The 23,876-nt window shown below is 67.2% G+C and carries 17 protein-coding genes; 10 read left to right on the top strand and 7 right to left on the bottom strand.

The features are described from left to right. Positions 1–65 precede the first annotated feature (65 nt). Both WS54_RS13630 and WS54_RS13635 read left to right on the top strand, forming a co-directional pair. On the top strand, positions 66–491 hold the full coding sequence (locus WS54_RS13630; RefSeq protein ID WP_006477288.1) for a F0F1 ATP synthase subunit epsilon: 426 nt from the start codon (positions 66–68) through the stop codon (positions 489–491). A 254-nt stretch (positions 492–745) separates the two neighbouring features. Beyond that, complete coding sequence (locus WS54_RS13635; protein WP_059780420.1) at positions 746–2,473, top strand: AMP-binding protein; 1,728 nt, start codon at positions 746–748, stop codon at positions 2,471–2,473. A gap of 745 nt (positions 2,474–3,218) precedes the next feature. Here the strand turns inward: WS54_RS13635 and WS54_RS13650 are convergent. Further along, a complete protein-coding gene (locus tag WS54_RS13650) occupies positions 3,219–4,019 on the bottom strand; it encodes a transporter substrate-binding domain-containing protein (protein WP_059780419.1) in 801 nt (266 codons plus the stop codon). 149 nt (positions 4,020–4,168) lie between these two features. Between WS54_RS13650 and hemE the strand changes: the two genes are divergently transcribed. The 4 genes from hemE to WS54_RS13675 all read left to right on the top strand — a co-directional run bounded on the left by hemE (position 4,169) and on the right by WS54_RS13675 (position 13,517). Continuing rightward, complete coding sequence (hemE, locus tag WS54_RS13655; RefSeq protein WP_335671903.1) at positions 4,169–5,263, top strand: uroporphyrinogen decarboxylase; 1,095 nt, start codon at positions 4,169–4,171, stop codon at positions 5,261–5,263. Between the two features lie 451 nt (positions 5,264–5,714). Next, complete coding sequence (locus WS54_RS13660) at positions 5,715–7,976, top strand: primosomal protein N' (RefSeq protein ID WP_059780417.1); 2,262 nt, start codon at positions 5,715–5,717, stop codon at positions 7,974–7,976. Between the two features lie 384 nt (positions 7,977–8,360). Further along, a complete protein-coding gene (gene putA, locus WS54_RS13670) occupies positions 8,361–12,293 on the top strand; it encodes a trifunctional transcriptional regulator/proline dehydrogenase/L-glutamate gamma-semialdehyde dehydrogenase (RefSeq protein ID WP_059780416.1) in 3,933 nt (1,310 codons plus the stop codon). Between the two features lie 84 nt (positions 12,294–12,377). Further along, on the top strand, positions 12,378–13,517 hold the full coding sequence (locus tag WS54_RS13675) for a branched-chain amino acid ABC transporter substrate-binding protein (protein WP_050015844.1): 1,140 nt from the start codon (positions 12,378–12,380) through the stop codon (positions 13,515–13,517). A 195-nt stretch (positions 13,518–13,712) separates the two neighbouring features. On the opposite strand, the gene WS54_RS13680 is transcribed toward WS54_RS13675, so the two are convergent. The 6 genes from WS54_RS13680 to WS54_RS13705 form a co-directional block, all read right to left on the bottom strand. Next, complete coding sequence (locus WS54_RS13680) at positions 13,713–14,123, bottom strand: hypothetical protein (RefSeq protein ID WP_059503392.1); 411 nt, start codon at positions 14,121–14,123, stop codon at positions 13,713–13,715. Next, positions 14,116–14,784, bottom strand: coding sequence for a M35 family metallo-endopeptidase (locus WS54_RS13685; RefSeq protein WP_236872786.1), 669 nt, complete (start codon positions 14,782–14,784; stop codon positions 14,116–14,118). The genes WS54_RS13680 and WS54_RS13685 overlap by 8 nt, the downstream gene beginning before the upstream one ends. A gap of 4 nt (positions 14,785–14,788) precedes the next feature. Continuing rightward, complete coding sequence (locus WS54_RS13690; protein ID WP_059780415.1) at positions 14,789–15,334, bottom strand: hypothetical protein; 546 nt, start codon at positions 15,332–15,334, stop codon at positions 14,789–14,791. A 10-nt stretch (positions 15,335–15,344) separates the two neighbouring features. Further along, on the bottom strand, positions 15,345–16,004 hold the full coding sequence (locus WS54_RS13695; RefSeq protein ID WP_059780414.1) for a PAAR domain-containing protein: 660 nt from the start codon (positions 16,002–16,004) through the stop codon (positions 15,345–15,347). Between the two features lie 172 nt (positions 16,005–16,176). Then, positions 16,177–17,685 carry a class I adenylate-forming enzyme family protein gene (locus WS54_RS13700; protein ID WP_059780413.1) on the bottom strand — a complete coding sequence of 503 codons (1,509 nt, stop codon included), beginning with the start codon at positions 17,683–17,685 and terminating at the stop codon, positions 16,177–16,179. A 51-nt stretch (positions 17,686–17,736) separates the two neighbouring features. Then, positions 17,737–19,389 carry an acyl-CoA dehydrogenase family protein gene (locus WS54_RS13705; protein ID WP_059780412.1) on the bottom strand — a complete coding sequence of 551 codons (1,653 nt, stop codon included), beginning with the start codon at positions 19,387–19,389 and terminating at the stop codon, positions 17,737–17,739. A gap of 120 nt (positions 19,390–19,509) precedes the next feature. Between WS54_RS13705 and WS54_RS13710 the strand changes: the two genes are divergently transcribed. The 4 genes from WS54_RS13710 to WS54_RS13725 all read left to right on the top strand — a co-directional run bounded on the left by WS54_RS13710 (position 19,510) and on the right by WS54_RS13725 (position 23,832). Then, positions 19,510–20,178 (top strand): TetR/AcrR family transcriptional regulator, encoded by a 669-nt coding sequence (locus WS54_RS13710; RefSeq protein WP_034209636.1) that lies wholly within the window; start codon positions 19,510–19,512, stop codon positions 20,176–20,178. Between the two features lie 208 nt (positions 20,179–20,386). Beyond that, complete coding sequence (locus tag WS54_RS13715; RefSeq protein ID WP_059780411.1) at positions 20,387–21,541, top strand: pyridoxal phosphate-dependent aminotransferase; 1,155 nt, start codon at positions 20,387–20,389, stop codon at positions 21,539–21,541. A 74-nt stretch (positions 21,542–21,615) separates the two neighbouring features. Continuing rightward, positions 21,616–22,404, top strand: a complete 789-nt coding sequence (locus WS54_RS13720; RefSeq protein WP_034209634.1) for an ABC transporter substrate-binding protein — start codon at positions 21,616–21,618, stop codon at positions 22,402–22,404. A 15-nt stretch (positions 22,405–22,419) separates the two neighbouring features. Next, a complete protein-coding gene (locus tag WS54_RS13725) occupies positions 22,420–23,832 on the top strand; it encodes an FAD-binding oxidoreductase (protein ID WP_059780410.1) in 1,413 nt (470 codons plus the stop codon). Positions 23,833–23,876: the final 44 nt, after the last annotated feature.

Genomic DNA, 23,876 nt, shown 5'->3' on the forward strand with positions numbered 1-23,876 from the left:
ACTCGTATTCCGGCCGCCCGCGCCGGTCGCAATACGCTCAACCCGTGGATGAGATTGGAGTCGATATGGCAACCATCAAAGTAGACGTCGTCAGCGCGGAAGAGCAGATCTTCTCGGGCGAGGCGAAATTCGTCGCGCTGCCGGGCGAAACGGGTGAGCTGGGCATTCTGCCGGGCCACACGCCGCTCATCACCCGGATTCGTCCGGGTGCGGTGCGCATCGAGGTCGAGGGCGGCAACGACGAATTCGTGTTCGTCGCGGGCGGCATTCTCGAAGTGCAGCCGGGCGCCGTGACGGTGCTCGCCGATACCGCGATTCGCGGCAAGGACCTCGACGCGGCGAAAGCCGAGGAAGCGCGCAAGCGTGCCGAGGAAACGCTGCAGAACGCGAAGTCGGATCTCGACCTCGCGAAAGCGCAATCCGAGCTCGCGACCGCGATGGCGCAGCTCGAGGCGATCCAGCGTCTGGCGAAGATCCGCAGCCGGCACTGAGCCGCGCCGCGTATCTCGCGAAAGAAAGCAGCCTTCGGGCTGCTTTTTTTTCGTCCGTCGTTTTCGTCCGTTTTTTGCGGGCCGGATCGTATCGTCCGGTCGTGCTATTTCACCCGTCCGCCGCGATTCGATGTCAGAGTATCGTCAGCGGAGCGCGGCATCATCCGCGGTGAGGCCGGCCGTCGCGATCGTTGCGGCGGCGGCGGGCGCGGTGCGCGCGCGGGCCGATCAGACAAAAACGGACGGAGACATCGATGGCAGCAGACCTTGGCAAGGGGGCGCTGATCGCGCCCGAAAACGGACTGTCCTACGTGCGCGGCGCAACCGACGTGCCGCTATCCGAAGCGACGATCAGCCGGTTCCTGCTCGACACGGCCGGCCGCTTTCCCGACCGTCCGGCCGTCGTGTTCCGCGAGCAGCAGGTGCGCTGGACCTGGCGCGAGTTCGCGAACGAGGTCGACGTGCTGGCCGCCGGGCTCGCGGCGCTCGGGATCGTGAAGGGCGACTGCGTCGGCATCTGGTCGCCGAACCGCAGCGAATGGCTGCTCACGCAGTTCGCGACCGCGCGGATCGGCGCCGTGCTCGTCAACATCAATCCGGCTTACCGGCTGTCGGAACTCGAATACGCGCTGAACAAGGTCGGCTGCAAGGCCGTGATCTCGGCCGAGGGCTTCAAGACGTCCGCGTACGTCGAGATGCTGCAGACGATCGCGCCGGAGCTCGCGACCGCGACGCCGGGCGACCTGCACGCGGCGCGCGTGCCGAGCCTGCGCACGATCGTGTCGATGGGCGAGGTGGCGCCCGCCGGCATGTTCCGCTTCGCGGACGTGATGGCGCGCGGCCGCCAGGCCGTCGATCCGGCGCTGCTCGATGCGATCGGCGCGACGCTCGCGGCCAACGATCCGATCAATATCCAGTTCACGAGCGGCACGACCGGCAGCCCGAAGGGCGCGACGCTCACGCACCGCAACGTCGTCAACAACGCGCGCTCGATCGCGATGGCGATGCGTTTCACCGAGCAGGATTCGCTCTGCATCCCGGTGCCGCTCTATCACTGCTTCGGGATGGTGCTGGCCGTGCTCGCGTGCGTGTCGAAGGGCGCCGCGATGGTGTTCCCCGGCGAAGCGTTCGACCCGGTCGCGACGCTCGCGGCGGTGGCCGAGGAACGGTGCACCGCACTGCACGGCGTGCCGACGATGTTCATCGCGGAGCTCGACCATCCGGAATTCGTGAAATTCGACCTGTCGACGCTGCGTACCGGGATCATGGCCGGCTCGCCGTGCCCGATCGAGACGATGAAGCGCGTCGTGTCGCAGATGCATCTTTCCGAAATCACGATCGCGTACGGGATGACGGAGACGAGCCCCGTGTCGTTCCAGAGCTCGACCGACGATCCGCTGGAAAAGCGCACGACGACGGTCGGCCGCATCCAGCCGCATCTCGAAGTGAAGATCGTCGATCCGGCCGGCGAGATCGTGCCGGTCGGCGCGACGGGCGAGCTGTGCACGAAAGGCTATTCGGTGATGCTCGGCTACTGGGACGACGATGCGAAGACGCGCGAGGTGCTGGTCGACGGCTGGATGCATACGGGCGACCTCGCGACGCTCGACGAGGACGGCTACTGCAACATCGTCGGCCGCCTGAAGGACATGGTGATTCGCGGCGGCGAGAACGTCTATCCGCGGGAGATCGAGGAATTCCTGTTCCGGCATCCGAAGATCCAGAGCGCGCAGGTGTTCGGCGTGCCCGATCCGAAGTACGGCGAGGAGCTGTGCGCGTGGATCGTGCTGCGCGCGGACGAGCGGATGACCGAGGACGACGTGCGCGCGTTCTGCAACGGGCAGATCGCGCACTACAAGATTCCGCGCTATATCCGCTTCGTCGACGAACTGCCGATGACGGTGACGGGCAAGGTGCAGAAGTTCGTGATGCGCGAGCGGATGATCGAGGAGCTGAAGCTCGACGTGCAGAAGACCGCGTGAAGCGCGACGATGCGCGAACGTGCGGAACAAACAGGGTGGCCTGCGGGCCGCTCTGTGCGGGTCGCGACGTTTTCGATGGACGAAAAAAAGCGGGCTTATTAGCCCGCTAAAAACCACACGCTACGGGGTTAGCGCGAGGAGACCAAAGATGAAACCGGATCCGGCGGGGGCCGGAAACGACTCCAACAGGGATGCCCCTCGGAAGGGCTTCGGTACGTGACCGACTGGCTCGCAGCGCTTCGCGTCCGCTCACACTTGGCACACGAGACCGCATCCGTGTTGAAACCGTTGAGGCCATTGTGGGCGAATTAATGACCCGTCGCGGTAACAAAGTGTTTCAGGTTGTAACGCCCGCCAGATAAGGCTTTCCGGGATTTTTTGCTGTTTTCGGGGTCCTGAAAAAGGTCATTTTTACCCATATTTTCCGTCGCGTTTTCAAGGTATGCGCGCGATGCGTTTTTCACGCGTATCGGGCGCGATGAATTGCCGATTTGCACGCGAGAAAGTGCACGGCGTGATCGATACCGCGCACGACGATTCATTCGTCGGAAAGATTTTGAAACGTGATCGGAATGCGCGAAAGTCGGCCGTTCGGCCAATCCCGCGCATCTTGCGCCGAGGGCGGGTGCCGCAGCGCGAAGGGAAAGTGTAACGACGGCACGCCGGCTGCCGGGCCTCGCGAGATGTCGGCGCCCGGCGGCCGCGGGGTCGGTGCCCGTGTCCGGCCGCCGCGGCGCGGGCGCGCCTATTTCAGCCACTTGTCCGAAATCGCCTGATATTCGCCGGTGGACAGCGCAAGATGCAGCCACTGGTCGACGTACTGCTGGAACACGACGTCGCCGCGCGGCACCATGTACGCCTTCTCGCCGAACTGGAACGGCTTGTCCGGATGCACCGAGCAGAGGCCCGGATTCAGCTTTTGCTGCAACAGCGTCTCCGATGCATCCGTCACCATCACGTCGGCCTTGCCCGCGAGGATCTGCTTGAAGATCGTCACGTTGTCCGGATAGACGGTCAGATTCGCATGCGTGAAGAACTGCTTCGCGAAGCGCTCGTTGGTGCCGCCCGGATTCACGATCACGCGCGTCTCGGGCCGGTCGATCTGCGCGACGGTCTGGTACTTGTCGGCATCCGCGCAGCGCACGATCGGCGTCTTGCCGTCGACCACGTACGGCTGCGTGAAGAACACGCGCTTCTGGCGCTCGAGCGTCGTCGACACGCCGCCCACCGCGATGTCGCACTTCGCGACGAAGTCGTTGGTGAGGTTCGACCAACTCGTCTTCACATAGTCGGCCTTCACGCCGAGCGATTTCGCGAGCGATTCCGCCATGTCGATGTCGATGCCCTCGAAGCGGCCGTCCGCGCGGTAGTACGAATACGGCTTGTAGTCGCCCGTCGTGCACACGCGCAGCGCGCCGCGCGCGAGCACGTCGTCGAGCCGCGTGCCGGCGGCCGGCGCAGTCGTGGCGGCGCCGGCCGCGGTCTGCGCGTGTGCGGCGGTGCAGCACAGCCATGCGGCTGCGGCGAGCGTGGCGAATGTCTTCATCGGTCTCCTCCTCGGTTGGGTTCGATATGAGCGTCCGATCATAACGGAGCCATCGCGCGCGTCATATGGCCGCCATCGCTCCGGCATGCGCAGCCCGATCGCGGCTGTCCGGTAAAATGCCGCTTTGCCTTCGCATCGTCGCTCCTACCGTGGCCCATACCCTGCTCAACGACACCTTCCTGCGTGCGCTTCTGCGCGAGCCGACCGACTACACGCCGATCTGGCTGATGCGCCAGGCCGGCCGCTACCTGCCCGAATACAACGCGACGCGTGCGCGCGCCGGCAGCTTCCTCGGCCTCGCGAAAAATCCCGACTACGCGACCGAAGTGACGTTGCAGCCGCTCGAGCGCTTTCCGCTCGACGCCGCGATCCTGTTCTCGGACATCCTGACGATTCCCGACGCGATGGGGCTCGGTCTCGACTTCCAGGCCGGCGAAGGGCCGAAGTTCGCGCATCCGGTGCGCACCGAGGCCGACGTCGCGAAGCTCGCGGTGCCGGACATCGAGGAGACGCTCGGCTACGTGACGGGCGCCGTGCGCGAGATCCGCCGCGCGCTCACCGACGGCCGGGGCCGTCAGCGCGTGCCGCTGATCGGTTTCTCGGGCAGCCCGTGGACGCTCGCGTGCTACATGGTCGAAGGCGGCGGCTCGGACGATTTCCGCACGGTGAAGTCGATGGCGTATTCGCGCCCCGACCTGATGCACCGGATCCTCGACGTGAACGCGCAGGCGGTGGCCGCGTACCTGAACGCGCAGATCGACGCGGGCGCGCAGGCCGTGATGATCTTCGATACGTGGGGCGGCGCGCTGGCCGACGGCGCGTACCAGCGCTTCTCGCTCGATTACATCCGCCGCGTGGTGTCGCAGCTCAAGCGCGAGCACGACGGCGAGCGCGTGCCGGTGATCACGTTCACGAAGGGCGGCGGGCTGTGGCTCGAGGAGATCGCGGCGACCGGCGTCGACGCGGTCGGGCTCGACTGGACGGTCAACCTCGGCGCCGCGCGCGAGCGCGTCGCGGGGCGCGTGGCGCTGCAGGGCAACCTCGACCCGACGATCCTGTTCGCGCCGCCGGCCACGGTGCGCGAACAGGCGCGCGCGGTGCTCGACAGCTACGGCAACCATCCGGGTCACGTGTTCAATCTCGGGCACGGTATTTCGCAATTCACGTCGCCCGATCACGTCGCCGAACTCGTCGACGAAGTGCATACCCACAGCCGCGCGATCCGTAGCGGAGCGGCGCGCTGAATGCAAGCGCCGTCATGCTGCGCTGCGAAATGACGGCGTTTCGTCGTTGAAACTAAACAGGACGCAACCCCGCTCCGGTCGCCGATTCGATGCTTGTCAAGACTTGACTTATACACATTTTCCACGTTGCAGCGCGGTAGAGCCCCGTATCGGTCAATTTGTCTCGCTATTGTTCGGTAATTTGAATAGCAGCCTTATGGAATAAGGCTTCGCGGGGGCCGGCGACAAACGGTGAAAAACAGCGGAAAGCACGGCCCCGCGCGCGTTGCGGCCGTTGAGCGGCGAGTTCTCAACAAAGTTATCCACAGGCTGGGCAGGGTATACGGCGATTCCTAATGCGAATCCAAAACTTAGCGCCGAATCTGAAGTTTTACTTTAAGTTCGCCGTCGCCATGCGGGCGCGGGTGCAAGCCGTCCGTGCGCTGCGTGCCGCCGCTGCCGGAGCGTGTCGATGAGCGGCGTCTACCTGCGCGTGGCGCTCGACCATCCGCTCGCGACCCTGTTCGACTACCGCTGCGACGTGCAGCCGCCGCCCGTGCCCGGCACGCTCGTGCAGGTGCCGTTCGGCAAGCGGCAGGCTGTCGGGCTCGTCTGCGAAGTCACCACTCACACCGATGTACCGCCGTCGCGGCTGCGCGCGGTCGAGGCGATCTGTGCCGACCTGCCGCCGTTGTCGGCGGACTGGCTCGCGCTCGTGTCGTTCGCCGCCGACTACTATCAGCGCGGGCGCGGCGAAGTCGCGTTGCCGGCGCTGCCGCAGGCGCTGCGCGACGCGGGGCGCTGGGGGCGGCTGCTCGCGCCGGAGGTGCGCTACCGACCGACCGAAGCCGGCCGCGCGGCGCTGCCCGACGCGTTGCCGGCGCGCGGCGCCGCGCTGCGCCGGCTCGCGCAGGCGTTGGTCGATACCGGCTCGCTGACGCTGCCCGATGCGCGCGTGCTGCATCCGAAGGCGGTCGCGACGCTCGACGACTGGGCGGCGCGCGGCTGGGTGGCCGTCGAGGAGATCGGTTGGGCCGATGCGCCTGTGATCAACCCTGTGGATAACCTGTCGACAAGCGGTGGACGCGCTGTGCCGCCGGCGTTGACGGACCAGCAGGCGGAGGCGTTCGACACGATCCGCGCCGCGCAGGGCTTCGCGCCGTTCCTGCTGCACGGCGTGACGGGCAGCGGCAAGACCGAGGTCTATCTGCACGCGCTCGCGTCGCTGCTCGATGCGCGCCCGGACGCACAGGCGCTCGTCCTCGTGCCCGAAATCAACCTGACGCCGCAGTTCGAGGCCGCGTTTCGCGCGCGCTTCGCGGGCGCGCTCGCCGACGACGCGATCGTCACGCTGCACAGCGGGCTCGCCGAAGGCGAGCGGGCGCGCAACTGGCTCGCCGCCCACACGGGCCGCGCGCGGATCGTGCTCGGCACGCGCCTCGCGGTGCTCGCGTCGATGCCGACGCTCGCGCTGATCGTCGTCGACGAGGAGCACGAGCCCGCATACAAGCAGCAGGAAGGGCTGCGCTATTCGGCGCGCGATCTGGCCGTGTGGCGCGCGAAACAGCTCGGCATCACGGTCGTGCTCGGCTCGGCCACGCCGTCGCTCGAAAGCTGGTGGCTGGCCGAGCAGGGGCGCTACACGCGGCTCACGCTGTCGCGTCGCGCGGTGGCCGACGCGACGCTGCCGACCGTGCGGCTGATCGATCTCGAAGAAGAGCGGCGGCGCGGGCGCGCGTCGATGGGCGGGCTGTCGGGGCCGCTCGTCGCGGCGCTGAAGGCGCGGCTCGAACGCGGCGAACAGAGCCTCGTGTTCCTGAACCGGCGCGGTTACGCGCCGCAGCTCGCGTGCGACGCATGCGGCTGGGTGGCCGGCTGCCCGCGCTGCAGCGCGTACGTCGTGCTGCACAAGCCCGAGCACGCGCTGCGCTGCCATCACTGCGGCTGGGAAGCGCGGATTCCGCGGTCGTGCCCCGAGTGCGGGAACGTCGACATCGCGCCGCTCGGTCGCGGCACGCAGCGCATCGAGGAGGCGCTTGCCGAGGCCGTGCCGGGCGCGCGGATTCTGCGCATCGACGCGGACAGCACACGCCGCAAGGGCAGCGCGCAGGCGCTTTTTTCCGACGTGCACGCGGGCGAGGTCGATATCCTGGTCGGCACGCAGATGATCGCGAAGGGGCACGATTTCCGGCGCGTGTCGCTCGTCGGCGTGCTCAATGCCGATACCGCGCTGTTTTCGCACGACTTCCGCGCGAGCGAGCGGCTGTTCGCGCAGCTGATGCAGGTGAGCGGCCGCGCGGGGCGCGCCGGGCTGCCGGGCGAGGTGCTGGTGCAGACGCGCTATCCGCGTCACGCGCTGTACCACGCGCTCGGGCGGCAGGACTACGTGGGCTTCGCGAATTCGACGCTGGGCGAGCGTCGCGACGCGCACCTGCCGCCGTTCGTCTACCAGGCGCTGCTGCGCGCCGAAGGGCGCACGCTCGACGCGGCGCTCGCGTTCCTGCTGCAGGCCGCGGCTGCGTTGCCGGGGTTGCCGGGCGCCGATCGCGTGACCGTGTACGACGCGGTGCCGATGACGATCGTGAAGGTCGCGAACGTCCACCGCGCGCAGTTGCTGCTCGAAAGCGCGTCGCGGGCGGCGCTGCAGCATGCGCTGCGCGCGTGGCAGCCGGAACTGCGCGCGCTGAAGGGCGTGCTGCGGTGGAGCGTCGAGGTCGATCCGCTCGATATCTGAGCGGCCTCCGCGCGGCCGTCGCGCGGGCCGCCGCCGAATGCCGGTAACCCGTGCCGCCGGGCGCCCTGAATCGTCGTTTCCCGTCGCTTGCCCCGATGCCGGGTCGGCACCGCATCCTGTCACCCCAGTGCAACCCGTTTTCGGCCGCGCTCGCGCAGGCCGACGGTTGCACACGCTCGCCGAACCGGTCCGATCAGGGAAAATACCGATCCCGGGACCACTGGCAACCCCTAGGTTGCAACCGCATAAGTGTCTGATTATATTGACTAACTTGTGGGTGCAACCTATCTCTCAATTTGGTTGCACCTTTTTATTGCGTGCCGTAGGATTTCGCGCATCCTCTTACACCACACAGCCGGCCTCGCACCGGCGCACGAACCCACCATGGCAAGCACGACTCTCGGCGTCAAAGTCGACGATCTTCTCCGCTCGCGCCTGAAGGACGCCGCCGCGCGTCTCGAGCGCACTCCCCACTGGCTGATCAAGCAGGCGATCTTCGCGTATCTCGAGCGGATCGAGCACGGCCAGTTGCCGCCCGAGCTGTCGGGCCACAGCGGCGTGACGGAGCTCGCCGACGGGCACGCCGCGGACGGCGACGACGACAACTCGCCGCATCCGTTCCTCGAGTTCGCGCAGAACGTGCAGCCGCAATCGGTGTTGCGCGCGGCGATCACGGCCGCCTACCGCCGTCCGGAACCGGAATGCGTGCCGTTCCTGCTCGGCCAGGCGCGTCTGCCCGCGAACCTGCAGGCGGACGTGCAGGCGCTCGCGACGAAGCTGGTCGAGGCGCTGCGCGAGAAGAGCTCGGGCGGCGGCGTCGAAGGGCTGATCCACGAGTTCTCGCTGTCGAGCCAGGAAGGCGTCGCGCTGATGTGCCTCGCCGAAGCGCTGCTGCGCATTCCCGATCGCGCGACGCGCGATGCGCTGATCCGCGACAAGATCAGCAAGGGCGACTGGCGTTCGCACGTCGGCCACGCGCCGTCGCTGTTCGTGAACGCGGCGACCTGGGGGCTGATGATCACCGGCAAGCTCGTGACGACCAACAGCGAAGCGGGCCTGTCGTCGGCGCTCACGCGCCTGATCGGTCGCGGCGGCGAGCCGCTGATCCGCAAGGGCGTCGACATGGCGATGCGTCTGATGGGCGAGCAGTTCGTCACCGGCGAAACGATTTCCGAGGCGCTCGCGAACAGCCGCAAGTACGAAGCGCGCGGCTTCCGCTATTCGTACGACATGCTCGGCGAAGCGGCGACGACCGAAGAGGATGCGCAGCGCTACTACGCGTCGTACGAACAGGCGATCCACGCGATCGGCAAGGCGGCCGGCGGCCGCGGCATCTACGAAGGCCCGGGCATCTCGATCAAGCTGTCGGCGCTGCACGCGCGCTACTCGCGCTCGCAGCAGGACCGCACGATGAGCGAGCTGCTGCCGCGCGTGCGTGCGCTCGCGCTGCTCGCGCGCCGCTACGACATCGGCCTGAACATCGACGCGGAAGAGGCCGACCGTCTCGAACTGTCGCTCGACCTGCTCGAGGCGCTGTGCTTCGATCCGGAGCTCGCGGGCTGGAACGGCATCGGCTTCGTCGTGCAGGGCTACCAGAAGCGCTGCCCGTTCGTGATCGACTACCTGATCGATCTCGCGCGCCGCAGCCGTCACCGCCTGATGATCCGCCTCGTGAAGGGTGCGTACTGGGATACCGAAATCAAGCGGGCGCAGGTCGACGGCCTCGAGGGCTATCCGGTCTACACGCGCAAGATCTACACCGACGTGTCGTACCTCGCGTGCGCGAAGAAGCTGCTCGCGGCGCCCGACGCCGTGTACCCGCAGTTCGCGACGCACAACGCGTACACGCTCGCCGCGATCTATCACCTCGCCGGCCACAACTACTACCCGGGCCAGTACGAGTTCCAGTGCCTGCACGGGATGGGCGAGCCGCTGTACGAGGAAGTCACGGGCCGCGACAAGCTGAACCGTCCGTGCCGCGTGTACGCGCCGGTCGGCACGCACGAGACGCTGCTCGCGTATCTCGTGCGCCGTCTGCTGGAAAACGGCGCGAACACGTCGTTCGTGAACCGCATCGCCGACAAGACGGTATCGGTGAAGGAACTGGTCGCCGATCCGGTCGACGAGGCATCGAAGGTCGTGCCGCTCGGCGCGCCGCACGCGAAGATCCCGCTGCCGCGCAACCTGTATGGCGACGAGCGTCCCAACTCGATGGGCCTCGACCTGTCGAACGAACACCGTCTCGCGTCGCTGTCGTCCGCGCTGCTCGCGAGCGCGCACCATCCGTGGCGCGCGGCGCCGATGCTCGCCGACGACGCGCTCGCCGACGCACCGGCGCGCGACGTGCGCAACCCGGCCGACCTGCGCGACGTGGTCGGCACGGTCAGCGAAGCGACGGCCGAACACGTGAGCGCGGCGCTCGCGCACGCGGTGACCGCCGCGCCGATCTGGCAGGCGACGCCGGTCGACGCGCGCGCCGATTGCCTGGTGCGCGCGGCCGATCTGCTCGAAGCGCAGATGCACACGCTGATGGGCCTGATCGTGCGCGAAGCCGGCAAGTCGCTGCCGAACGCGATCGCCGAGATCCGCGAAGCGGTCGACTTCCTGCGCTACTACGCGGCGCAGATCCGCGGCGAATTCTCGAACGACACGCACCGTCCGCTCGGCCCCGTGGTCTGCATCAGCCCGTGGAACTTCCCGCTGGCGATCTTCATGGGCCAGGTGGCCGCGGCGCTCGCCGCCGGCAATACGGTGCTCGCGAAGCCGGCCGAGCAGACGCCGCTGATCGCCGCGCAAGCCGTGCGGCTGCTGCGCGAGGCCGGCGTGCCGGCCGGCGCGGTGCAACTGCTGCCGGGCACGGGCGAAACCGTCGGCGCGGCGCTGGTCGCCGACCCGCGCACGCGTGCGGTGATGTTCACGGGTTCGACCGAAGTCGCGCGCCTGATCAACAAGACGCTCGCCGCGCGCCTCGATCCGGACGGCAAGCCGATCCCGCTGATCGCCGAAACGGGCGGCCAGAACGCGATGATCGTCGATTCGTCGGCGCTCGCGGAGCAGGTCGTCGCGGACGTGATGCAGTCGTCGTTCGACTCGGCCGGTCAACGGTGTTCGGCGTTGCGCGTTCTGTGTCTGCAGGACGACGTCGCGGACCGCACGCTGACGATGCTCAAGGGCGCGATGCACGAGCTGGCGCTCGGCAACCCCGACCGGCTGTCGACCGACGTCGGCCCGGTGATCGACGCCGAAGCGAAGCAGACGATCGACGCACACGTCGCGGCGATGAAGGACAAGGGCCACGCGGTCACGCAACTGCCGATGCCCGATGCCTGCGCGCACGGCACGTTCGTGCCGCCGACGCTGATCGAGATCGGCAGCATCGACGAGTTGAAGCGTGAAGTGTTCGGCCCCGTGCTGCACGTGGTGCGCTACCGCCGCAACCAGCTCGACAAGCTGCTCGAGCAGATCCGCGCGACCGGCTACGGGCTCACGCTCGGTATCCACACGCGGATCGACGAGACGATCGCGCACGTGATTTCGAATGCGCACGTGGGCAACATCTACGTGAACCGCAACGTGATCGGCGCGGTGGTCGGCGTGCAGCCGTTCGGCGGCGAGGGGCTGTCGGGCACGGGCCCGAAGGCCGGCGGCGCGCTGTACCTGCAGCGCTTGCTCGCGACGCGTCCGTCGGGCCTGCCGCGCGCGCTCGCGCAGTCGCTGGTGGCGGACGGCGCGACCGAAAGCGATGCGCGCGGCAATCCGGCGACGGCGCTCACGACGCTGCGCGACTGGCTGATCGAGCAGCGCGAGCCGGCGCTGGCCGCGCGTTGCGACGGCTATCTCGCGCAGGTGCCGGCCGGCGCGACCGCCGTGCTGACCGGCCCGACGGGCGAGCGAAACACGTATACACTCGGCCCGCGCGGCACGGTGCTGTGTGTCGCGGCCACGCCGGGCGGCGCGCGTGCGCAGTTCGCGGCGGTGCTGGCGACGGGCAACCGTGCGCTGTTCGCCGGCGCGGCGGGCGAGGCGCTGGTCGCCGCGCTGCCGGCGTCGCTGAAGGCGCACGCGGCCGTGCGCAAGCAGGCCGACGCGCCGTTCGACGCGGTGCTGTTCGAAGGCGACAGCGACGAGCTGCAGACGCTCGTGAAGGACGTCGCGCAGCGGCCGGGCCCGATCGTGTCGGTGCAGGGCGTGTCGGTGGGCGCGTTCGAGAACGGCGACGCGGAGGACTACGCGCTCGAACGGCTCCTGACGGAGCGTTCGGTGAGCGTGAACACGGCCGCGGCGGGCGGCAATGCGAATTTGATGACGATCGGCTGACCATCCTTGCCGTTCGGATCAAACAAAGGAAGCGGCAAGGCGATCCCGAAGCCGCTCCATTTACCCTGGTACCAAGGAGATGCTATGCAACACACGATGAAAAAGGTGGCAGGCGCGACGTTCGTCGCGGTCATGTCGCTGGCGGGGACGGCCCATGCGGATGACGTGAAGATCGGTTACGCAGGGCCGATGACGGGCGCGCAGGCGCACTACGGCAAGGATATGCAGAACGGGATCGTGCTCGCGCTGGAAGACTTCAACGCGACGAACCCGAAGATCGGCGGCAAGGCCGTGAAGTTCGTGCTCGACACGCAGGACGACCAGGCCGACCCGCGTACGGGTACGACGGTCGCCCAGAAGCTGGTCGACGACGGCATCAAGGGCATGCTCGGCCACTTCAACTCGGGCACGACGATTCCCGCGTCGCGCATCTACGCGAACGCGGGCATTCCGGAAATCGCGATGGCGACGGCGCCGGAATACACGCAGCAGGGCTACAAGACGACCTTCCGCATGATGACGTCCGACACGCAGCAGGGCTCGGTGGCCGGCACGTTCGCGTCGAAGGATCTCGGCATGAAGAAGATCGCGATCGTCGACGACCGCACGGCCTACGGCCAGGGTCTCGCCGACCAGTTCGAGAAGGCCGCGAAGGCCGGCGGCGCGACGATCGTCGACCGTGAATTCACGAACGACAAGGCCGTCGACTTCAAGGCGATTCTGACGAAGCTGAAGGCGGCGAAGCCGGACCTCGTCTACTACGGCGGCGCGGATTCGCAGGCGGCGCCGATGGTCAAGCAGATGAAGGCGCTCGGCATCACCGCACCGCTGATGAGCGGCGAAATGGTGAAGACGCCGACGTTCCTGAAGATCGCGGGCAACGCGGCCGAAGGCACGATCGCGTCGCTGGCCGGCCTGCCGCTGGAAGAAATGCCGGGCGGCAAGGCTTACGCCGACAAGTACAAGAAGCGCTTCGGCGAAGACGTGCAGACGTACTCGCCGTACGCGTACGACGGCGCGATGGCGATGCTGAACGCGATGAAGAAGGCCGATTCGACCGATCCGGCGAAGTACCTGCCGGTGCTCGCGAAGACCGACATGGCCGGCGTCACGTCGACGCACGTCGCGTATGACGCGAAGGGCGACCTGAAGAACGGCGGCATCACGATGTACAAGGTCGAGAAGGGCGACTGGAAGCCGCTGAAGAGCATCGGCGGGAAGTAAGCAGGTTGATGTGACGTGCGGGCGGTGTTGCAACGCGTCGTCCCGCACCTCATGCGAAAAAGCCACCGGGTTCGGTGGCTTTTTCTTTGGTGGAACACGGCCGATAGGGCATGGGGATCTTGCAGGCAGTGGTACAGCAGGGGCGCCGCATGCGTACGTCGATACCGCATCGCCGTGATCGGCGGCAGTGTGACGTTACTTGCCGTCGCAGCACTTGTTAGGGCAATCGGGGAGGAAGGAAATTTCCACACGCCGCCCATTGTCCACGTCGCCATGCGAATAGACGCGGGCGCTCTTCTTGATCGTCCCGCGTAAAAAACCGAGTTGCTCCAACAGCGCATACGCGGTTTGCAATCTTGATTGCGCAAGGGCCAGTGCTTCCGGTTCACTTTCCTCGGCATGGCCGCTGATCAGTGTTGTCTCTTTGGTTAGGTGATTTGCGTAATTGAGTTTTTGGTCGGCTGTCCATTTTGCAATGCGGACGATCTCGGCATTCGATATGTGCGAGCTATCTCTCGAAAAGTAGATGTCGAAGTTCTCGCTGGCGATGCATGCGAATACCGAATTGGAGGTGAGAAGGCTTAGGCAAAGAATAAACTTAAGCATTGTAAATGACGTATCCTGTGACGCTGTCGGCATTGTTGATTGCCTGATTCGGGTTTTCGGCTCCAAACGTCAAACACTCCTCCATGAAATATCTGTGATCCCGGGTTCCCATTGTGTCGTCAAAATGACTCACCTCATGAATCAGAGTGGAAACTATGGAATCTTTTTCCCACGAGAAGTCCCGCATTGTACAAAAATCGGGATGTATTGCGATCGTATGAGTTGCGGTATCCGGAGAGCACACTGATGCTGCGACTCCCGATTTATTTGGATTTGGAACGCATCCAATATGTTTGAATCGCGCGCTATCCCATCGCGTGAAATTGTATCCCGTGAGTGCCTTCAGTACTTGGGCGATTGCAGTCAGGCCTGTTAATAGCGTCATGCGGGTGCCTTCGTCAGTTCTGCCGAACCACTGTAAGACGCGTGCCTTATCAGCGCTGGACCAGCGCTGCAAATCATCGATTCTTTTGTCGACGAGAGAAGCGGCTCGATCGCGTTTGCTCAATACCATTTCCCGGAATTCCTTGTTTGTCATGTTGTGACATATTTTTTCGGTATTGATCGTTACTTCCACCATCGAGCCAGGATTGGTATTAGTGACTGCGCCTGAGTGTACGAGGAACCATTCTCCGCCGTTATTCACATCAAAATCTTTCATTGTTTCAATGTTCCATCGTATAGATTTTCAGCGTTGCCGAGGCGTCGGTGGCGATTCGATGTGTTTGCCCGGCCGTGTCCGTGGTGCCAGTGAAAATTTGCCCGGTGTCGGCAACGATTCGGTAGCGAATGTTCACGAGCGGGCGACGGGAGTCATCGAGCAAGGTGAATTGCTCGTCGTGTACGACAGCCGATCGAACAAATGACCGCTTGATTGCATCCGGTTGGCGCCCACTCAGCGTCGCAACCTCTCCCGCAGTAAAAGTCATCCGCATGCTGCGCTCAGCGTAGAAGATCGGCGGTGGGTTGCATCCGCAGACATTGATATCCCCACTCAATGCCCACTGTTTGCCGTTCGGGCCCGTACCTGGCCAGCGCGGCCCTTGCGGTGCGATGTACCCTTCACGCTTGCAGGCCGAACAGTAGGTCTTCATATTCAGCGTCGCGATATGAACCCTCGGCGGCGGATTGGAACAGGTGACGGTGTCGAGGCCTTCGACAATCACCGCTTCCCTGGCGCGGTCGCCTTTGGCAAGAAAGTAGCGAATCATGGGCGCTACCTCAGCGGGGCACGGACGAGCGGGTGACGACGCTAAATACGACGGACGACGCTATGCCTTGTCGCTCGGGACTATCGGTGATCGTGTCGCCGTTATCGAGTTCGCTGCCAACGAATGCGAGCGGTGCGAAGTCGGGTCTGTCGGCCAATCCAAGACCGCTCACAACGCGCGCGGTTGAACCGTCCGGATAGTGGATCAGGTCGCCCACCGTGGCAGCCTTGCCCAAGTGCGGCGCGACCTCCCATGTGCCGGACGGCTCGCGCAATGCACCCCCTCGCGCTGTTGTCGCGCCACATACCGCCAATCTGTAGGCGGGCGGCGCGGGCGGCGGCACATAGGTCGGATCGAACAGGCCCGCAACGCTTTGCCCATCCCGCACATGAATGCCCCATGACGTGCGCAGCGTTTCGGTAATGCGGTCACCGTTGCTCAACCGGCTGCCGACCAACGCGAACGGCTTGCCGCCGCTATGGTTGTTTCCCGCGCCGTCGATAATCGCGGCCTCGCTGCCGTCGTCATAGGTCACTACGTCGCCCACGCAGGCGACTTCCAATCCAGCCAGGGTCAGGCCGCTGGTTGCGGTGGTGACGCGTCCACCGCGTTCCGTAAGTGCGCCAACGGTGGCAAAAAAATGGGTCGGTGCTTCGCGTTCGTTTTTCATCCGGCTTCCCTGTCTCAGTAAATGGAATGGCTGCCTTGAGACGCTATTCCAGATAAGAAACGTCGATCAATCGGACGAATATGATTCAGCGCTGGTAACTTCTATTACTTGTTCCGTACTGCCTTTTGCATTGGCCGCGCGAGCGCGAATGCGCCGGCTCAACCGCGGATACTCAGTCCCTCCGCACGCGCAGCAGGAACTTCTGCAGCTTGCCGGTCGGCGTGCGCGGCAGCGCCTGCACGAACGTGAATTCGCGCGGGACCTTGTACGCGGCGAGTCGCTCGCCGCAGAACGTGCGCAGCGCATCCGCATCGGGCGCCGCGTTCGCCCGCATCACGACGTGCGCGACGACCGTCTCGCCCCAGTCCGGATGCGGGACGCCGACGACGGCCGCCTCGGCGATGTCCGGGTGCGCGCCGAGCACGTCCTCCACTTCCTTCGAATAGACGTTCTCGCCGCCGGTGACGATCATGTCCTTCAGCCGGTCGACGATGAACAGATAGCCATCCTGATCGATCCGTGCGATGTCGCCGGTGCGATACCAGCCGTCCGGCGTGAACGCGGCGCGCGTCGCGGCCGCGTCGTCGAGATAGCCGAGCATCGTGCTGGCGGCCTTGAGCCAGATCTCGCCGGTTTCGCCCGGCCGCGCATCGACGCCGTCCATCCGCACGACCCGCAGGTCGACGCCCGGGCCGCCCTCGCGGCCGATCGAGCCGGCCTTCGCGATCTGCTCGTCCGGATACAGCGTCGTGCCGGCCGGCCCGGTTTCCGTCATCCCGTACACGTGGAAGAACGCGTGGCTGCGGTACGCATGGGCGAGCCGTTCGGCCTGCGCGGCGCCGATCGGGCCGCCGCCGTACAGCCACGCGCGCACGCTCGACAGGTCGAATGCCGCGAAGCCGTCGATCGTGTCGAGCGGCAGCGTATACGACACCGGCGCGCCGAAATACAGCGTCACGCGCTCGCGCTCGACGGTCTGCAGGAAGCGCAGCGGATGGTATTCGCGCAGCAGCACGACGGTGCCGCCCGCGTACAGCGTGCCGCCGAACCAGTTGTTCAGCGGCGACGAATGCCAGATCGGCATCGCCATCAGCGTGCGCTCGTGACGGCCGATTCCGGTCGTGAGCGCTGCCTGCATCGCCGCCAGCGTCACCGTGCGATGACTGTGCACGCACCCCTTCGGGCGACCGGTCGTGCCGGACGTGTAGAGGATCTGCGCGATGTCGTCGTCGGCCGGCTCGATGCCCGCGAGGCCGTCCATCGTCGCGCACATCGTGTCGAAGTTCGGCACGCCGTCGAGTTCGCCCTCGGTCACGACGCGCCGCGCCGGATGCACGATGCGCTCGACCACCGGCGCGAGCGCCACGTCGAACAGCAGGGCCTTGCTGCCGCTGTGTTCGAGCACGTAGTCGACTTCCGGCGCCTGCAGCTTGTGGTTGATCGGCACGAATGCCGCGCCGAGGCGCCATGCGCCGAACATCAGGTCGACGAAGGCCGGCGTGTTGAAGCACATCGCGGCGACGCGATCGCCGGCCGCGACGCCGAGCGCGCTCAGCACGGCCGCCGCGCGGTGCGAACGCTCGCGTGCGGCCGCATACGTGATCGTCGCGGATTCGTTGACGAGGAAGGGCTTGTCGGGCGTCGCGCGGGCGGCGCGGTCGAGGGCGGCGACGAGGTTCATCGAGGCTCCGGGGCGGGCGAACGACTGCAGATTCGGGGGAGCGGGCCGGCGTCAGGCCGGGTACGCGCGCTGCAGCAGCGCGGCGACGTCGATCGCGTGCGGATCGAAGCCGCCGGCGATGCGGCCCCAGTCGGGGGCGGCGAGCCGCGTCGCGACGAACGCGTCGGCGACGGCTGCCGGCGCGTCGCGGCGCAGCAGGCACGCCTGCGCGACGGTCGCGAGCCGCTGCGCGAACACGCGGCCCGACGCTTCGAGCGTGTCGGCCGGGGCGGCGAGCATCGCGCGCAACGCGTCGAGCGCCGCACGAATGCGCGGTTCGCCCGCGCCGAGGCCGGCGAGTTCGTCGAACAGCGCGGCGGCCGCGTCGGGCTCGCGCGACACCGCGCGCAGCACGTCGAGGCACATCACGTTACCCGAGCCTTCCCAGATCGAGTTGACGGGCGCCTCGCGGAAGAGGCGCGCGATCGGGCCGTCGTCGACGTAGCCGTTGCCGCCGAACACTTCCATCACTTCGCCGGTCAGCTCGACCGCGCGCTTGCAGATCCAGAATTTCGCGGCGGGCGTGACGATCCGCTTCCACGCGCGTTCGCGCGGCGAGTCGTCGCGTTCGAACGCGTCGGCGAGCCGCATCGCGAGCGACAGCGCCGCTTCGCTCTCCAGCGCGAGATCGGCGAGCACGGTACGCATCAGCGGCTGCTCGGCGAGCGCGCGGCCGAATGCATGGCGCTGGCGCGTGTACGCAATCGCCTGCACGACGCCCTGGCGCAGCATCGCCGCGCTGCCGAGCACGCAGTTCAGCCGCGTGTAGGTGGCCATCTCGATGATGGTCGGAATGCCGCGGCCTTCGTCGCCGAGCATGATTCCCCACGCGTCGTTCAGTTCGATCTCGCTGCTCGAGTTGCTGCGGTTGCCGACCTTGTTCTTCAGCCGCTGGATCTCGACCGCGTTCTTCATGCCGTCCGGCCGCCAGCGCGGTACGTAGAAGCACGACGGGCCGCCGGCTTCGGTGCGCGCGACGACGAGGTGCGCGTCGCACATCGGCGCGGAGAAGAACCACTTGTGGCCGCGCAGCCGGTATTCGCCGCCGCGCCCGCCCGCGCCGATCGGCGTGGCGAGCGTCGTGTTCGCGCGCACGTCGGAGCCGCCCTGTTTCTCGGTCATGCCCATGCCGAACCAGATCGCGCGCTTGTCGGCGACCGGCACGTCGCGCGGATCGTAGTCGTCGCTGTAGAGCTTGTCGCGCAGCAGGTCCCACAGCGCCGGCTCCTTCTGCAGCACGGGGATCGCGGCCTGCGTCATCGTCGCGGGGCACAGCGTGCCGGCCTCGATCTGGCCGTGCAGGTAGAAGCCGGCGGCGGTCGCGGCCCAGCGGCCGCGGCGCGCGTCGCGGAATGCAAGCGACACGAAGCCTTCGCGACGATACCGGCCGAGCAGTGCGTGCCATGCGGGATGGAAATCGACGCGGTCGATGCGCCGGCCGCGCCGGTCGAACGCGTTCAGTTCCGGTGTATGGCGGTTCGCTTCGTCGGCGAGCCGCGCGGTGTCGGCGCTGCCGAGCCACGCGCCGTACGCGTCGAGCTGTGGCACGGCCCAGTCGGCGCCCGCCCGGGCGAGCGCGTCGCGCAGCGCGAGATCCGTCGCGAAGAGGTTATAGTCGACGAGTTCGTCGAACTGGTTCGTGACGGCGTGAGTCGAGTCGGTCATCGCGATGGTCTCCGGTCTCATGCTTCGCGGTCGGCCGGCGTCGCGCCGCACGGAGGGCGCGTCGGCGCGGGTTCCGGCTTCCGGTGAAACGTCTTCCCTGCTGAATTCAGAGTAGCAAATATGCCGCCGCGACATGTTCAGGTTCCGGCGCCGCCCGGCTCGCCGGCGGCGCAACCCGCGCCCGCGTTGCGCCGCCGGCCGCGCCAGTCGCGCGCGCAGGCGAGCTCCGACGCGCTGCAACAGGCGTTCGTTCAGCTTTTGCTCGAACGCGGCTACGCGAAGGCGACGATCCGCGAGATCGCGGCCGTCGCGGGCGTCAGCATCGGCACCTTCTACGAGTATTTCGGCGACAAGCAGAGCCTCGCGGCGCTCTGCATCCACCGCCGCGTGCTGGCGCTGGCCGACCGGCTGCGCGACACGGTGCAGCGGTTGCGCGGCGCGCCGCGGGCCGAGCTCGCCGCCGCGCTGGTCGACCTCCAGGTCGATACGATCGCCGCCGACGCGGCGCTGTGGAGCGCGCTGTTCGTGCTGGAGCGGCAGGTGTCGCCGCTGGCCGCCTATCGCCGGCATTACGACGCCTATGTCGCGCTGTGGCGCGACGCGCTCGCCCACGCGGCCGACCCGCCGCCGGCCGAACGGCTCGACGGGCTCGCGCGGATGGCCCATACGATCTGCTACGGCGGGCTGTCGCAGGCGTTGCTGACGCTCGGGCCGGCGCTCGATTTCGCCGCGCAACGCCGCGAACTGCGGGCCGTGCTGCTCGCTTACCTCGCGGCGGCGCACGCGTAGCGTTTCGTAGGGGAAATGCCCGATTCGCATATCGAGCGCCCGGGCGGGCCTTGTCGTCGAGGGCTTATCGCCGCGCGCCATGAGAAAAATGCATGGCCGCCATGACGAACTTTCGATTGTCCATCGATATTGGCTGGGGCTAAATCATGCGGCGGATGTCGGGCCGCACACGGCGCGGCCCGCCCGAAGGACATCAGGAGGAGGAGTCATGCGAAGCGCGACCGCGCCCCGTTCGAAACTGCCCGACGTCGGGACGACGATCTTCACGGTGATCGGCCAACTGGCTGCTCGACACGACGCGTTGAACCTGTCGCAGGGCGCCCCCAATTTCGCGCCCGATCCGGCGCTCGTCGAAGGCGTCGCGCGCGCGATGCGCGACGGCCACAACCAGTACGCGCCGATGGCCGGCGTGATCGCGCTGCGCGAGCGGCTCGCCGAGAAGACCGAGGCGCTGTACGGCGCGCGCTACGACCCGGCGACCGAGATCACGGTGATCGCGAGCGCGAGCGAAGGGCTTTATGCGGCGATCAGCGCGCTCGTGCATCCCGGCGACGAGGTCATCTATTTCGAGCCGTCGTTCGACAGCTATGCGCCGATCGTGCGGTTGCAGGGCGCAACGCCGGTCGCGATCAAGCTGTCGCCCGCGCATTTTCGCGTGAACTGGGACGAGGTGGCCGCGGCCGTCACGCCGCGCACGCGGATGATCATCGTCAACACGCCGCACAACCCGACCGCGACGGTGTTCTCCGCCGACGATCTCGAGCGGCTCGCGCAGATCACGCGCGACACGGGCATCGTGGTGCTGTCCGATGAAGTCTACGAGCACGTCGTGTTCGACGGCGCGCGGCACCAGAGCGTCGCGCGCCACCGCGAGCTGGCCGAGCGCAGCGTGATCGTGTCGTCGTTCGGCAAGTCGTTCCACGTGACCGGCTGGCGCGTCGGCCATTGCCTCGCGCCGGCCGAGCTGATGGACGAGATCCGCAAGGTGCACCAGTTCATGGTGTTCTCGGCGGACACGCCGATGCAGGTCGCGTTCGCGGAAATTCTCGCGCGGCCGGACAGCTATCTCGGCCTGTCGGCGTTCTACCAGGCCAAGCGCGACCTGCTCGCGCGCGAGCTGGCCGATTCGCGTTTCGAGCTGCTGCCGAGCGAAGGCTCGTTCTTCATGCTCGCGCGCTTTCGCCACTTCTCGGATGAAAGCGACAGCGATTTCGTGCTGCGCCTGATCCGCGACGCGCGTGTCGCGACGATTCCGCTGTCGGCGTTCTATACCGACGGCACCGATGCCGGCGTGATCCGGCTCAGTTTTTCGAAGGACGACGCGACGCTGGTCGAAGGCGCGCGGCGGCTGCGTTCGCTGTAAAGAATGGCGACGGGCATCCGGCGACGGGCATCCGGCGACGGGCACCTCGCCTCGACCAGACACAGGAGATCACGATGAAGCACACGACCACCCTGAAACTCGCATTCGCACTCGCGTGCGCGATCGGCTCCGGCGCGGCGCTCGCCGATGCGCCGACGTTGCGTTTCGGCCTCGAGGCGCAATACCCGCCGTTCGAATCGAAGGCGCCGAACGGCGACCTGCAGGGCTTCGACATCGACGTCGGCAATGCCGTCTGCCAGACGGCGAAGCTGTCGTGCAAATGGGTCGAGACCTCGTTCGACGGGCTGATCCCGGCGCTGAAGGGTCGCAAGTTCGACGCGATCAACTCGGCGATGAACGCCACCGAGCAACGGCGCCAGGCGATCGACTTCACGACGATCATCTATCGCGTGCCGACCCAGCTGATCGCGCGCACCGGCAGCGGCCTGCTGCCGACGCCGGAGTCGCTGAAGGGCAAGCGCGTGGGCGTGCTGCAGGCGTCGATCCAGGAAACCTTCGCGAAGGCGCACTGGGAGCCGGCCGGCGTCGCGGTCGTCGCGTACCAGGACCAGAACCAGGCGTATGCGGATCTGGTCGCGGGCCGCCTCGACGCGACGCTCGTGCTCGCGCCGTCCGGCCAGCGCGGCTTCCTGTCGCGCCCGGACGGCAAGGGCTTCTCGTTCGTCGGGCAGCCGGTGCACGACGACAAGATTCTCGGCAGCGGCATCGCGTTCGGCCTGCGCAAGGGCGACGATGCGCTGAAGGCGAAGCTCGACGCGGCGATCGACAAGCTGAAGGCGGACGGCACGGTGAAGTCGCTCGGCCTGAAGTATTTCGGCGATATCGACATTTCGACGAAGTAAGCGGGGCCGCGCACGATGCCGACCCCGAACCCGAGCGCGGCGGGCCGCGAACCGGACGATGCCGTCGATGCCGTGCTCGCCGCCGAACTGGGCGACGCGCTCGTCACGCGCGCAGCCGATATCGATCCGCGTTACTTCACCGCGTACAACGAGCCGCCCGGCGTGCGGCCGCGTGCGCTGGTGAGCCCGCGCAGCGTCGACGACGTGTCGCGCACGCTCGCGGCGTGCACGCGGCTCGGCCAGCCGGTCGTGCCGCAAGGCGGGCTGACGGGGCTCGCGCGCGGCGCGGTCGCGCTGGGCGGCGAGGTCGTGCTGTCGATGGAGCGCTTCGCCGGCATCGAAGCGCTCGACGCGGCGGCCGGCACGATCACCGTGCGCGCGGGCACGCCGCTGCAGACGGTGCAGGACGCCGCGCAAGCGGCGGGCTTCACGTTCGGCGTCGATCTCGGCGCGCGCGGCTCGTGCCAGATCGGCGGCATGCTCGCGACCAATGCGGGCGGCACGCGCGCGATCCGCTACGGGATGATGCGCGAGCAGGTGCTCGGGCTCGAGGTCGTGCTCGCGGACGGCACGGTCGTGTCGTCGATGAACCGGATGCTGAAGAACAACGCGGGCTACGACCTGAAGCAGCTGTTCGTCGGCAGCGAAGGGACGCTCGGCGTCGTCACGCGCGCGGTGCTGCGGCTGCACCCGTTGCTCGCGGCGCCGGCCACGGCGCTCTGCCGCGTGCGCGACTACGATGCGGTGGTCGGGCTGTGGAACCGCGTGCGCGCGCTGCCGGAGGTCGTCAGTTTCGAGGCGATGTGGCCGTCGTTCTACGACTACGTCGCGCGTCATACGCCGGGCGTGTCGGCGCCGTTCGTCGGCGACGGCGGTTTCGCGGTGCTGATCGAATGCGCGACGAGCGCGCCGGGCGGCGATGCGCGCCATGCGCTCGAAACGGCGCTGGCCGAGGGGTTCGATGCCGCGCTCGTCGACGATGCGGTACTTGCGAGCTCCGAGCGGCAGGCGCGCGATCTGTGGACGCTGCGCGAAGGCCTGGCGATCGACGCGTTGCCCCATCTCGTCAACTTCGACGTGAGTCTGCCGACGGGCGAACTCGGCAGGTTCGCCGAACGCTGCGAGGCGGCGTTGCGGGCGCGCTGGCCCGCGCTGACGTGCCTGTTCTTCGGTCATGTCGGCGACGGCAACGTGCATATCGGCGTGTCGCCGACCGGGATGACCGACGCGCACGCCGATGCGATCGACGACTGCGTGTATGCGGTGGTGCGCGACATGGGCGGCTCGGTGTCGGCCGAGCACGGGATCGGCGTGCTCAAGCGGCCTTATCTCGCGCACACGCGCAGCGACGCGGAAATCGGGCTGATGCGGCGCCTGAAGGCCGCGCTGGACCCGCGCGGGATCCTGAATCCCGGCAAGGTGCTTTGACGGGGGCGATTCCCGTTGCCGACGGGAAGCGGCCGGCGCGACGC

It is taken from the genome of Burkholderia sp. NRF60-BP8 (assembly GCF_001522585.2).
GTDB lineage: Bacteria > Pseudomonadota > Gammaproteobacteria > Burkholderiales > Burkholderiaceae > Burkholderia.